Below are 13,529 nucleotides of genomic sequence, written 5' to 3' on the forward strand. Positions count from 1 at the left end.
TCTGGACCATAAAAACTAACGCCAATTTCCCTGTCAATAGATTCATTTGGGTTATGCTTAAATCATGACAAGTAATGCATCTATTGCCCAACTCCGTAAAAATTACACCTTTGGCCAGCTTTTGGAGGCTGAACTTGCTCCCAACCCGCTCTCCTTTTTTCAAATCTGGTTTGACCAGGCTGTAAAAGCGGAGTGTCCAGAACCGAACTCCATGACCTTGGCGACTGCAGATGCTGCAGGAAATCCATCAGCTCGCATCGTATTACTCAAAGGAGCTGATGAGGCTGGTTTTACCTTCTTCACTAATTACGAAAGTCAAAAGGGTAAAGAGTTAGCTGTTCGGCCTCATGCTGCATTGTTATTTCACTGGCATGAGCTAGAACGTCAGGTTCGAATTAAAGGAACGGTTGACCGCGTCAGCTCTGATGAGAGTGATGCATATTTCAATTCCCGCCCAGCAGCCTCTCGAATTGGAGCCTGGGCTTCACCACAAAGCGCTGAGATTCCAAATCGCGAATTTCTTGAAGAAGCTGAGAAGCGCTTCTCAGCCGAATTTGGCGATAAGCCACCAAGACCAGCGCATTGGGGTGGTTATCGCCTACATCCTACTGAAATTGAATTCTGGCAAGGTCGCCCTTCCCGCCTTCATGACCGCATTCACTATCAACTTGAAGGTGATCAATGGCGTATTACTCGCTTGGCGCCCTAAGAAATTGGGTGAGGAGTTCGCTGACTAGGTTATCGAAACTCTGGGGCAATGAGCGATTGAAACTTTGCCCTGAATTTTGCTAATTTAGGTGCGACTACTGCCATGCAGTATCCCTGTCCTGGATGCTGACGAAAATAATTCTGGTGATAATCCTCGGCCGGGTAAATAACAGGCGCAGCATCAACTTGAGTCACTACTGGACTAGAGTAAATCCCCGCTGCCTCCAATTCCTGAATAATCTCATGTGCTGCAATATTTTGACTTTCGCTATGCGTAAAAATCACTGAACGATATTGGGTGCCATGGTCATTGCCTTGATAGTTCAGAGTAGTTGGATCATGAATGACAAAAAAGATTTCCAATAAATCACGGTATGTCACTACAGCTGCATCAAAATAAACGTCAACGATTTCCGCGTGACCTGTTTGGCCTGAACAAATAGACTCATAGTCAGGGTTTAGCGTTTCCCCGCCCGCATAGCCTGAAACTACCGCACTCACACCCTTGATTTGCTGGTAGACCGCTTCTAAGCACCAGAAACAGCCACCGCCTAAAGTAGCTCGCTCAAGGGTTGCTTGGTTTTTATCGATGTTTTCGCTCATACCTTTATCCTAATGCCTTATTCAATCATTTGCTTGACCAATAAAAATTCATGTCGATAAATCGCTTCACACTCCAGTTAGATGAAATTAAGGCAGCTTATGCTGCAGAACCCAACCCTAGCTTAGAGCTTCGTCTTGAACGGATTGGGCGTATCGAGCAAATGATCTTAGCCAATGAAGAAAAAATCTGCAAAGTTTTAGCCGCTGACTTCGGCACTCGGCACTCGGTTGAAAGTCGACTCCTAGAATTTCAGATGATTTATCAGGCCTGTAGCCATGTTCGCAAGCACCTTAAAGAGTGGATGAAGCCTCAGCTAGTAACTACATCAGCTTTCTTGGGCTCATCTCATGCCTGGACACAAATGCAATCTTTGGGCGTTGTGGGCATTATGAGCCCCTGGAATTATCCAGTGCAACTGGCTTTAGTTCCAGCCATTGCTGCTTTTGCAGCTGGTAATCGTGTCTGGCTCAAACCATCAGAGAGAAGTTCACGTACATCTGGGTTCTTGGCAATATTGATCCAAGAATATTTTCACCCGAGTGAATTTTGCGTTAGCGTTGGCGGCAATGAAGTTGCGGAATCTTTTGCTGCGCTGCCATTTGATCACCTCTTTTTTACAGGCTCAGGAGAAATTGGCAAGAAAGTAATGCGTGCAGCAGCAGATCACCTAACTCCGGTTACTCTTGAGCTGGGCGGTAAATCCCCGGCGATTGTTGATCCCTCAGCAAAACTCCAAGACGCTGCCGCTAGCATTGCTTACGGGAAGCTAGTAAACGGCGGGCAAACCTGTATTGCACCTGACTACGTAATAGTACATGCAAGTGATTGCGAGGCATTTGTTCAAGAATTACAAAAAGCGTCCCAGAAACAATTCTCCAATCCAACAGAATTGACTGGTGCGATTGATGAACGCCAACTAACGCGCTGGCATCAACTGGTTCAAGATGCAGTAGATCGTGGAGCACAAGCAATTCCACTAATTCAGTCCCCTGCTAATACCGTAATACCATTCACCCCGGTAGCACTCTTAAATGTTTCTGAAGATGCGCTCATCATGCAGGAGGAAATATTTGGCCCCATTCTCCCAATCATAGTAATTAATGACGTAGATTCCATCATCCGCTATATCAATAGTCGTCCGACACCACTAGCACTCTACTGGTTTGGTAAGAGCAAAGATGTGATGAAGCAAATACTCAGCGAGACTCGCTCTGGTGGGGTAACAATTAATGACACGCTACTTCATATAGCGGTAGAGGATTTACCTTTTGGCGGTATTGGCCCAAGTGGTATGGGCGCTTACCATGGTAAGGCAGGTTTTGACGCATTTAGTCATCGCAAATCGGTCCTGGAAGTGCGGGGTCTATTTGGTTTTAATTTCTTGCGCGGTACAACATTAGCGAGACCACCTTATGGCAAAGGTGTTGAACGCGTACTGCGTTGGATTAAATAATTACTGACCGAGATCTGCAATTAGAGCAAAAGCTTGCCAGCAAATGCAATTAAGAGTACGCCAACAATCAGCCAAAGAGCTGCGGCGTAATGCGGATGTGTTTTAAAAAAGCTCAGAAAAAATTGTCCTGTAAAAATCAGGCCTGCTAAATAGCTCATGCTTATCGCCTGCAACACTAAAGCTAAATACAAAATAGTATGTCCCGGCTTCGCATACCCCGGCTGAATAAATTGCGCAAAAAATGATACAAAGAAAAAGATTGCCTTAGGATTGGTTAAGGATAAAGTCAGCGCAACCAAGAATGGATGCAGGGTATTTAAATAATGCGCACTGCCATCCTCCGCAACAAAGAGTTGGGCACCACGCCAACGAACAAGACCACCTCGAATAAAACCATAGCCCATCCAAGCTAAATAGGCAGCACCAAGTATGCGTATGAGATTAAATATCGATGGCGATGATTGCAGTAAAGATGCCGCCCCTAAGGCAACAGCCATCATGAGGATGGCATCGCCAATAAAGATGCCTAATGATGCTAAAACTCCCGCACGCCAACCTTTAAGGCCAGCAATCGTCAGTACATAAAGAGAATTCGGACCCGGAAAAAGGATGACAAAAATGACGCCAACGAAATAGGTTGGGAAATCGACAATACCCACGCTCGCAGGCGAAATAAACCAGTCCATCACCACATCATAGTTAAATTCGGGAAAACCCTTGTAATTAGCTTCTTAAAATGCCATAATGAATGGCTTTTTAAAGCAATTTGATTCATCGCCCCCCAGCTATATTTCAGCGCATCGTTTAGAAGTCATAAACACCGAAGTTACCAAAACGCGCTGCCGCCTGTCTGATGGTCGATGCCTTTGACCATCACACTCAGTAAAAAACAACGAGTGTATACACGGAGACATCCCTTGATAGGGATGTGTAATAGCATGACTTTTTCTAAAGAAACCAATCCCGCTGGAAATGATTTCCAGTCTTTCGCCCTCGCGGCGGCACTCCTTAAAAACGTTGCTGAACTGGGTTATACCCAAGCTACCGAAGTGCAAGCGCAGGTTATTCCTGCTGCTCTCGCTGGCGGTGACTTATTAGTCAGCAGCCAAACTGGTAGCGGTAAAACTGCTGCCTTTTTACTACCTTTAATCAATCAGCTTATCGAAGATAACCCTAACGGCTCACCTGTACCAGGCCGCGCACAACCTAAAGTGTTGGTGCTCTGCCCTACTCGCGAATTAGCCCAACAGGTTGCCGCAGATGCAGTGAACTTAGTTCGTGGCATGAAAGGTATCCGTATTGCAACCGTCATGGGTGGCATGCCTTACGGCAAGCAAATCCAAGCCCTGAAAGGCGCATTGTTAGTTGTGGCAACACCTGGTCGCTTACTCGACCTGACTGATAGCAAAGCAATTCGCTTGGATGATGTCAAACAACTCGTTATCGATGAAGCCGATCGCATGCTCGACATGGGATTTGCTGATGATCTTGAGGCGATTGACAAGCGTTGCGCTGGTCGTACTCAAACCTTGATGTTCTCTGCAACTTTTGCACCAAAGATTATGTCCTTGGCCAATGAGTTGACTACTAACGCTAAGCGCATTGAACTTGCCCATGCAGGTGAAAAGCACGCAAATATCGAGCAGAAGCTCCATTGGGCTGACAGCATGTCACACAAGCATAAATTGCTCGAGCACATTTTGGCTGATGCCTCTTTGGATCAAGCAGTTGTGTTTGCAAGCACTCAAGTTGAAAGTGAAAAAATTGCCGATACATTGCGTGCTAATGGCTACGAAGCTAGCGCCTTACACGGTGCAATGCCTCAGGCTGTTCGTATGCGCCGTCTTGAGTCTCTTCGTAAGGGTCATACCAAGATTTTAGTTGCGACTGACGTAGCGGCTCGCGGTATCGATGTGCCACGTATTAGTCACGTGATTAACTTTGGCCTTCCAATGAAACCAGAGGACTACACCCATCGCATCGGCCGTACCGGTCGCGCTGGTCGTAATGGTGTTGCTATTACTTTAGTTGAACATCGTGATCGTGCCAAGATCCGTAATATCGAACGCTTTACACAGCAAGACATCGTGGCCTCAGTCATTGCTGGCCTTGAGCCACAAGCAAAGCCTAGCTTTGGTGGTGGCGGCGGTCGCCCAGGTGGCGGTCGCTCTGGTGGTGGATTTGGTGGCGGCAATCGTTCTGGTGGCGGTGGCGGTCGTTATGGTTCTGGTGCTCGTTCAGAGTCTCGTTCTGGTGGCGGCGGTGGCAATCGCTCCGGTAACCATTTTGAATCTCGCTCTAGCGATTCACGCCCAGTTGGCGACTCACGTCCGGCTGGTGCCAATCGCTTTGCCGATTCACGTCCTGCACGCTCCGCTGATTCGCGTCCTGCGCGTTCTGCTGATTCACGTCCTGCACGTTCTGGAGATTCACGTCCATCTGCTGGTCCACGTTTTGCTAAACCCAAAACTGGTGGTCAACGCAGAAGCTTTAGCGGTAACTAAAAATGCTTCACCGTCGTCGTCTCCGTTCTGCATGGAATCGAGTCGATTCCGGTGAATTACATCAAGCGCCACGTAAGTGGCAGCCTTGGCTTAGCGATACCGGTTCTTTAACCCAAAAAATTGAACGTGTTATTGGACAAAAACTAGAAGTACTAGTTTTGCGAGATTGCCGGCAAAATCTAAATAGCGACGAGAGTCGCTATTTTCATTTCAAGATCAAACGTTGTCGCGTCCGAGAGGTATTACTTTGTACCAATGGCATTCCACTGGTCATGGCACATAGCATCATCCCCACAACTAGCTCAAGCGGTAGCAACCATGAAATTCTACGTTTAGGCAGGAAACCATTGGGGGCCGTACTTTTCGCCAAAACGCGCATGCACTCTAAAAAGAAATCACCGCGAGAGATTGCTCGCCTAGATAAACAGAGTGCCTTGTGGAAAAAATGTTTTCATCAATATCCAGACCTACCGCCTGTCAGTTGGGCAAGGCGGACACTCTATCAACTTCAGGGGCGCCCACTCTTAGTGAGCGAAGTATTTCTTCCGGCCCTACTAAACTATCCCAGCAATTAAGCAGATAGCCAAGCTTGCGATGCGGCAATCAAAGCCTCATCTCCAGACGCACAAGTAAGCACTTCACCAAAACCAATTTGTTCGGCGGCATCAGCAATATTGTGATGGGGGCAAATGGCTGTTGCAAGATCAAGTGGTAATTTTGCTTGACCCAAATAACGCACTGCCTCAGATGAGGTGAGGAGCCAAAGAGATTTAGAAAAATCCATCTCATGCACTTCACTCCAGGCAGGGCTATTCAGATCCAAAGGTACACGGGTATAGACTGAAAATGCTTCAACTTTCGCGCCAACATGCTTTAAGGTTTCTGCTAACCAATCACGGCCACCCTCACCCTTGAAAATAATCACCCGCTTCGAAGACCAATCCCAGTTCAGCTTTTGCAATTCAGCCCATAAGCCCTCGGAGTCCCATTGAGCATTGCTCTGGGGAAGAATCACTTTCGTGGGTGTGGACTCAATACCGACACCATGATTTTCGAGGGCTGCCATGCTGCTACCCCCCATGACTCCAACCGGCAAAGGTTTATCAGATAAATCTTGCCAAGATTGCTCCAGTAAACGCATCGTGCATTCAATTGCATTCGGACTCACAAAAACTGCCAAGTCTGCAGTTTTCAGAGCTGCAGTTATTTGCCCCAATAAAACATCATCGCCCTTTGGGGCAATTGTGAGAAGAGGTAAAGAAATAATCTGAGGCGAGGTTTCTGAAGTAAATCCACTTTTAAGCAAGCTTGTCAGTAACGCTTCTGATAAATGACGTGCCTGACCACTTGGACGAGTAATGACAATAGTCTTATTTCTCATTAAATCTTACTTCGGCAAACCATTCGGCAATAAACGCTCAGCGCCTTGAGAAATTAAATCCTGAGCAACTGAAAGACCTAATGCTTCAGCATCTTCCAAGCTCTTAACAGGGCCTTGAGCGGAAGCTAGGCAACTGGCAGTGCCATCGACACTAGCAACAAAAGATCGGATATTCATATGATCTTTGTCCCATGTAGCGTAGGCAGCCAAAGGCACCTCACAAGAACCGCCTAGTTGACGTGACACCATACGCTCGGCAGTGACAGCATAGAGGGTTGGCAAATCGTTCAGTGGAGCAAGCCAACTTTTAATATTGGGGTGCTTGCTAAGGGTTTCAATACCTAGTGCACCCTGTCCAGCAGCCGGCGTATAAGGATCAATTGGCAACAAGGCACGAATACGACTACCTAGACCCAATCGCTTGAGGCCGGCAGCAGCCAAAATGATGGCCTGATATTCGCCACGATCCAGCTTGCCCATACGGGTATCTAAATTACCTCGCAAAGGTTGAATCACTAGATGTGGGAACTTAGCCCTCAATACCGACTCGCGTCGCAAGCTAGAAGTACCTACTATGGCACCTTTTGGCAGGTCGTCGAGGCTGGCGTAATCATTTGAGACAAAAGCATCATGCGCATCTTCTCGCGCCATCACGCAAGATAAATCAAAGCCCTCTGGCATGACCATAGGTACATCTTTAAGGGAATGTACCGCCAAATCAGCTCGACCATCCTCTAGGGCGGTTTCGAGCTCCTTCACGAATAAGCCCTTACCCCCCACTTTAGAGAGGGCTTTATCCAGTATTTGGTCGCCCCGGGTGGTCATACCCAGAATCTGCACGTCGCAGGCTGGGTAAAGCTTTTTGAGGCAATCTCGAACATGTTCAGCCTGCCACATAGCAAGACGACTCTCGCGAGAGGCGATTACTAGGCGCTCAGGGGCAGCAAGGATGGGGGATGTAGGGCTAGAAATAGGGGTTTGTGACATAACATTTAAAATAATCAAAGATTTACACCAATATACTGCGTTTATGAGCTCATCAAAAAATTCCCTTTCCAACAAAGCCCAAGCTTGGTCGGCCCGTTTTAACGAACCTGTTGACGAACTAGTTCAACGTTATACCGCCTCTATCGGCTTTGATCAACGGTTTGCTTTAGTCGATATAGCTGGATCTTTGGCTCACGCTGAAATGCTGGCTACCCAAAAGATTATTAGCGCACAAGATTTGGCCGATATTCAACGGGGTATGGCGCAGATTAAAGGTGAAATCGAAGCTGGGGGGTTCAACTGGCAACTCGCCTTAGAGGATGTGCATCTCAATATTGAAGCGCGCCTAACCGAATTGGTTGGCGATGCCGGCAAGCGCCTACATACCGGCCGCTCACGCAATGACCAAGTAGCCACTGATTTGCGTCTGTGGCTGCGTGGGAGCGTTGATCAAATCGCAGCGACCCTCAAAACCCTACGTATCGCCCTGCTTGACCTTGCAGAGACCCACTCTGCCACGATCATGCCTGGCCATACTCACCTACAGGTTGCTCAGCCAATCACTTTTGGCCATCACTTGATGGCCTATTACGAAATGTTTAGTCGTGATGCGAGTCGCTTAACCGATTTACGCGCCCGCTTTAATCGCTTGCCTTTAGGTGCTGCAGCATTGGCTGGCACAACCTATCCAATCGATCGCGAGCAAGTTGCCAAGATTCTGGGTTTTGATGGCATCTGTAACAACTCTCTAGATGCGGTATCTGATCGTGACTTCGCAATCGAGTTCTGTGCATTTGCATCGATCTTGATGATGCATGTGTCACGCCTATCTGAAGAGCTGGTGTTGTGGCTGAGCCCACGCTTTGGTTTTATTGACTTGCCAGACCGTTTCTGTACCGGCAGCTCAATCATGCCGCAGAAAAAGAACCCGGATGTGCCAGAGTTAGCTCGTGGCAAAACTGGTCGCGTTTATGGCGACTTGATTTCTTTATTAACTTTGATGAAGAGCCAACCATTAGCCTACAACAAAGATAATCAGGAGGACAAAGAGCCTTTATTTGATGCTGTTGACACCGTACAAGATACTTTGCGCATCTTCGCTGATATGGTTCCACATATCCAGGTTAAAGCCGATGTCATGAAGGCGGCAGCTGAAGAAGGTTTTGCAACTGCTACCGACTTAGCTGATTACTTAGTTAAGAAAGGTTTGGCTTTCCGGGACGCTCATGAAGCGGTAGCCCATGCGGTAAAAGCTTGCGTAGGACGCAACTGCATGCTCACTGACCTCACGCTCCCTGAACTGCGCTTTGCCTGCGGCCTAGATAATCGCCCTGAGTTAATGGGTGATGATGTCTTTGCTCTACTGACTGTAGATGGCTCAGTCAACTCTCGCCAACATGCTGGTGGCACTGCTCCGACGCAAGTGCTTGCTGCAATCAAACGGGGTCGCGCAGATCTCTAGACCACATGGGCTTTTGGGGAACACTCTCAACGGGAATTGACCGAATAAATCAATTCCTGGGCAAGATAGCCAGCATCATGATCCTACTGTCTTGCGTAGTGTCAGCTGCTAATGCAGTACTTCGTTACAGTCTAGACATGAGCAACAACTGGCCTCTGGAATTACAGTGGTATCTATTTGCTGCTGCCGTAATGATTGGTGCTGCTTACACCCTCAAATGCAATGAACATGTTCGAGTGGACGTAATTTACTCACAACTTTCTGAGCATGGACGTCTTTATGTAGATCTCTTTGGTTTGATGGTTTTTTTAATGCCAGCCTGTATTCTTTTTGCCTGGTTATCCTGGACCACCCTGTTTTACCCCTCATGGCTAGTCTCAGAGCGCTCTCTCAATGCAGGTGGCTTATCACGCTACCCCATTAAATTTATTGTGCCATTTGGCTTCTTCATGCTGAGCCTTCAAGGCTTATCGGAAATTATTAAACGCATTGGCGCCCTCAAAGGTAAAGAAACATTACCCGCTGCCGATCTCTATTATGAAAAGCCCCTGCAATGATTCCGCTTGAATGGATGCCACCGCTGATGTTTGGCGGGCTCATTGTATTTATGTTGATCGGATTTCCGGTGGCCTTTTCTTTGATGGCTGCAGGATTATTCTTTGCTGGTATTGCGATTAGTGAAAACTTCTTTGGCATGCCTTTTCTGCAAGCCATCCCACAGCGCATTTTTGGTAGCGTCCTCGCTAACGACTTACTTCTCGCAATCCCCTTCTTTACATTCATGGGCGCTATTCTGGAGCGCTGCGGCCTTGCAGAAGAAATGCTGGATTCGATGGGGCAGCTCTTTGGGCGTATTCGAGGCGGTCTTGGCTACTCAGTAATTATTGTGGGCTTCATACTGGGGGCAATCACCGGTACAGTGGCTGCTCAAGTGATCGCTATGGCGATGATTTCCTTGCCAGTCATGATGCGTTATGGCTACAACATGCGCTACGCTACGGGCGTTTTAGCAGCTTCTGGGACTATTACCCAACTCGTTCCACCTTCCTTAGTGTTAATTGTGCTGGCTGATCAGTTAAAAACCCAAAGTGGTAGTGCAGATGTGGGCAGTATGTATCTGGGCGCCTGGGGCCCATCACTCTTACAAATTGGTCTTTTTGCCCTCTACACATTCTTCCTTTCTCGTCTTAAACCCGACTACCTGCCCGCTGCCCCAGTAAATGAACTCACCCTCAAAGGCTGGGCGCTGTGGAAAAAATGCCTCATAGGAATTATCCCCTCGGCTGTCCTGATCTTCTTGGTACTGGGAACCATCATGACTGGTATCGCCACTCCAACCGAGTCTGGTGCCATGGGCGCAATAGGTGCATTGCTCCTTGCCTGGATTCGTAGGGCAAGCATACCTAATCTCAAGGAATTAATACAACAGGCCTATCAAAACACGATGCGCATTACCGCCATGGTGGTGTTCATTTTGATTGGTTCGACTTGCTTCTCAGTGGTCTTTCAGGGTGTTGATGGCGGTCACTGGGTGGAGGAGTTATTTTCCAATCTTCCAGGTGGCTGGGTTGGATTCCTGGTGGTCGTTAATTTATTTGTATTCTTCTTGGCATTCTTCTTAGACTTTTTTGAGATTGCATTCATCGTTGTGCCGCTACTTGCACCAGTCGCAGTCAAACTACTCGCACCAGTACTGCTCGCCTCCATGAACGGCAACCCCCAAGCTGCTGCCAGCGCGGCACTAGTATGGTTTGGTGTGATGCTCTGCGTCAATATGCAAACTTCATTTATGCATCCGCCCTTTGGATTTGCACTGTTTTACCTCCGTGGGGTTGCGCCTAAAGAAGTCAAGAGTAGTGACATTTATTGGGGGGCCTTACCTTGGGTTGCCCTGCAACTCATCATGGTGGTTTTAGTGGCCGCATTCCCAGCACTAGTAACCACATTCTTGGATAAACCTGCTGCCATAGCAGAAAGTCAGGACTTTAATTTCACTGGGGGTGATGAGACCAAATCGGAAGAATCATCCAGCAAGGCAGATGAAGATGCGCCTGCAGTCTTTCAGTTAGACAAACCCGGTAAATAAAAAACCACCCGTAGGTGGTTTTTTATGAAGTAGATATTCCTTACAAAGTAATATCTGGCTCTTGTCTTACGCAATCCACATAGTACTCGCTACGTCCATCAATATCCGCTTTGACTAAGCCATGGATGTCCGTTTCAAAGCCTGGGAACTGCTCATTAAAGTCACGGGCAAAGTAGAGATAGTCAATGATGCGTTTGTTAAAACGCTCACCCGGAATGAGCAACGGAATGCCTGGAGGATATGGGGTTACCAACATTGCTGTGATGCGGTCTTCAAGTTGATCCAAGGGAACACGATCCACTTTCTTATGCGCCATCTTTGCCCAAGCCTCTGAAGGCATCATGGCTGGCACCATGTCTGAGGTATACATCTCAGTAGTCATGCGGGCCACGTTACGACCCTTGTAAAACTCATGAATCTGCTGACAGATATCTTTGAGGCCAACACGCTCATAGCGAGGATGTTTAGTAACAAACTCTGGTAACACTTTCCATAGGGGAGCGTTCTTATCAAAGTGGTCTTTAAATTGTTGCAGCTCCGTTACCAAGGTATTCCAACGACCCTTAGTGATACCGATAGTAAACATGATGAAGAAGGAGTACAGACCGCACTTCTCTACGATCACGCCGTGCTCGGCTAAATACTTTGTCACGATGCTTGCTGGGATACCCATAGAGCCGAAGTTGCCTTCGATGTCTAAACCAGGCGTCACCACAGTCGCCTTAATGGGATCGAGCATGTTGAAGTCTTGGGCAACCTTGCCAAAATCATGCCAGTTCGCATTAGGCTCCAGAATCCAATCTGAACGCTCACCAATACCTTCATCAGCCAAATGATCTGGACCCCAAACCTTGAACCACCAATCTGCCCCGAACTTATCATCCACTTCACGCATCGCGCGACGGAAATCCATCGCCTCAGCAATCGACTCTTCAACTAGGGTAGTACCACCAGGAGACTCCATCATGGCAGCAGACACATCGCAAGAAGCAATGATGGCGTACTGCGGGCTGGTAGAGGTATGCATCAAATAGGCTTCATTGAAGCAATCACGATCCAACTTAGTATCTTCGGCATCCTGCACTAAGACCTGTGAAGCTTGCGAGAGACCAGCCAATAGCTTATGGGTTGATTGTGTGGCAAACATCAAACTCTTCTTAGTGCGCTTTCGATCAGAGCCAATTGCGTGCATATCTTTATAGAAGGGGTGGAAGGCAGCATGCGGCAACCAAGCTTCATCAAAATGCAATGAATCTACTTTGCCATCCAGCATATCTTTAATCATCTCGACGTTATAGACAATACCGTCATAGGTACTTTGCGTAAGCGTCATGACGCGAGGCACTACGTTCTTGTCTTTGATAAATGGGTTAGCATCAATTTTCTTCTGAATGTTTTTCCACTCAAACTCTTCTTTTGGAATTGGGCCAATAATGCCAAGGTGATTGCGGGTTGGCATTAAGAAAATAGGAATCGCGCCCATCATCGTAATGGAATGGATCACCGACTTATGGCAATTACGGTCAACCAACACCACGTCGCCAGGGGCAACAGTAGAGTGCCAAACAATCTTGTTTGAAGTGGAGGTGCCATTGGTTACAAAGAACAAATGATCAGCATTAAAGATGCGTGCTGCATTACGCTCGCTTTGCAAGACAGGGCCAGTGTGATCCAACAACTGACCTAACTCCTCCACTGCGTTACAGACGTCAGCGCGGAGCATATTCTCACCAAAAAATTGATGGAACATCCGACCAACTGGGCTCTTTAAGAAAGCCACACCACCAGAGTGTCCTGGGCAGTGCCAAGAATAAGAACCCTCAGAAGCGTAATTAGTAAGTGCACGGAAGAATGGTGGCGCCAATGAATCTAAATATACCTTCGCCTCACGAATGATATGACGAGCCACAAACTCTGGCGTATCTTCATTCATATGAATAAAACCATGCAACTCACGCAAAATATCGTTCGGCATATGACGTGAGGTACGGGTCTCACCATACAAGAAGATCGGAATATCCTCATTACGCTTGCGTACTTCGGTAATAAAAGCACGTAAGTTATTTAATGCAGGTAAGTCATGGTCTTCAGAGTCGGAAATAAACTCTTCATCATCGATCGACACAATAAAGCTGGAGGCACGGGAGGCCTGCTGTGCAAAGGATGTGAGGTCACCGTAGCTGGTTAAGCCAATCACTTCCATGCCCTCGTTTTCAATCGCCTCCGCTAGGTCGCGAATACCAGAACCTGAAATATTTTCAGAGCGAAAGTCCTCATCAATAATGATGATTGGAAAACGAAATTTCATGAGTACCCTTTAAATTCGCCAATATGGCGATTAAGC

The 13,529-nt window shown here is 47.4% G+C and carries 12 protein-coding genes; 7 read left to right on the forward strand and 5 right to left on the reverse strand.

Translation table 11 applies throughout. From position 1 onward, the window contains the following. Positions 1–64 precede the first annotated feature (64 nt). On the forward strand, positions 65–709 hold the full coding sequence (pdxH, locus tag ICN43_RS09750; RefSeq protein ID WP_216199354.1) for a pyridoxamine 5'-phosphate oxidase: 645 nt from the start codon (positions 65–67) through the stop codon (positions 707–709). Between the two features lie 29 nt (positions 710–738). Here pdxH and msrA read toward each other — a convergent pair whose 3' ends face one another. After that, entirely contained in the window at positions 739–1,311 is a 573-nt protein-coding gene (gene msrA / locus ICN43_RS09755) for a peptide-methionine (S)-S-oxide reductase MsrA (RefSeq protein WP_216199356.1), read from the reverse strand. A 50-nt stretch (positions 1,312–1,361) separates the two neighbouring features. Here msrA and ICN43_RS09760 point away from each other — a divergent pair, with 50 nt between their 5' ends. Further along, positions 1,362–2,765 carry a coniferyl aldehyde dehydrogenase gene (locus ICN43_RS09760; protein WP_216859741.1) on the forward strand — a complete coding sequence of 468 codons (1,404 nt, stop codon included), beginning with the start codon at positions 1,362–1,364 and terminating at the stop codon, positions 2,763–2,765. 20 nt (positions 2,766–2,785) lie between these two features. On the opposite strand, the gene leuE is transcribed toward ICN43_RS09760, so the two are convergent. Continuing rightward, positions 2,786–3,451 carry a leucine efflux protein LeuE gene (gene leuE, locus ICN43_RS09765; protein ID WP_216199357.1) on the reverse strand — a complete coding sequence of 222 codons (666 nt, stop codon included), beginning with the start codon at positions 3,449–3,451 and terminating at the stop codon, positions 2,786–2,788. 252 nt (positions 3,452–3,703) lie between these two features. Here leuE and ICN43_RS09770 point away from each other — a divergent pair, with 252 nt between their 5' ends. Further along, a complete protein-coding gene (locus ICN43_RS09770) occupies positions 3,704–5,269 on the forward strand; it encodes a DEAD/DEAH box helicase (protein ID WP_216199359.1) in 1,566 nt (521 codons plus the stop codon). A 2-nt stretch (positions 5,270–5,271) separates the two neighbouring features. Next, positions 5,272–5,844 (forward strand): chorismate lyase, encoded by a 573-nt coding sequence (locus tag ICN43_RS09775; protein WP_216199361.1) that lies wholly within the window; start codon positions 5,272–5,274, stop codon positions 5,842–5,844. Here ICN43_RS09775 and ICN43_RS09780 read toward each other — a convergent pair. Next, positions 5,841–6,650, reverse strand: coding sequence for a uroporphyrinogen-III synthase (locus ICN43_RS09780; RefSeq protein ID WP_216199363.1), 810 nt, complete (start codon positions 6,648–6,650; stop codon positions 5,841–5,843). The genes ICN43_RS09775 and ICN43_RS09780 overlap by 4 nt on opposite strands. A gap of 6 nt (positions 6,651–6,656) precedes the next feature. Beyond that, complete coding sequence (gene hemC / locus ICN43_RS09785; RefSeq protein WP_216199365.1) at positions 6,657–7,637, reverse strand: hydroxymethylbilane synthase; 981 nt, start codon at positions 7,635–7,637, stop codon at positions 6,657–6,659. 43 nt (positions 7,638–7,680) lie between these two features. Between hemC and argH the strand changes: the two genes are divergently transcribed. Genes argH through ICN43_RS09800 form a run of 3 tightly spaced genes read left to right on the forward strand, consistent with a single transcriptional unit; the run spans position 7,681 to position 11,185 of the window. Continuing rightward, a complete protein-coding gene (gene argH, locus ICN43_RS09790; RefSeq protein ID WP_216199367.1) occupies positions 7,681–9,099 on the forward strand; it encodes an argininosuccinate lyase in 1,419 nt (472 codons plus the stop codon). 5 nt (positions 9,100–9,104) lie between these two features. Next, complete coding sequence (locus ICN43_RS09795) at positions 9,105–9,656, forward strand: TRAP transporter small permease subunit (protein WP_216199369.1); 552 nt, start codon at positions 9,105–9,107, stop codon at positions 9,654–9,656. Beyond that, complete coding sequence (locus ICN43_RS09800) at positions 9,653–11,185, forward strand: TRAP transporter large permease subunit (protein ID WP_216199371.1); 1,533 nt, start codon at positions 9,653–9,655, stop codon at positions 11,183–11,185. Before ICN43_RS09795 ends, ICN43_RS09800 begins: the two co-directional genes overlap by 4 nt. Before the next feature lie 40 nt (positions 11,186–11,225). Here the strand turns inward: ICN43_RS09800 and ICN43_RS09805 are convergent, their stop codons facing one another. Next, the gene (locus tag ICN43_RS09805) at positions 11,226–13,493 is read right to left on the reverse strand and encodes an arginine/lysine/ornithine decarboxylase (protein ID WP_216199373.1); all 2,268 of its coding nucleotides are present in this window, start codon (positions 13,491–13,493) and stop codon (positions 11,226–11,228) included. Positions 13,494–13,529 lie beyond the last annotated feature (36 nt).

The organism is Polynucleobacter sp. UK-Mo-2m-Kol15 (genome assembly GCF_018881505.1).
In the GTDB taxonomy this organism is placed as follows: Bacteria; Pseudomonadota; Gammaproteobacteria; order Burkholderiales; family Burkholderiaceae; genus Polynucleobacter.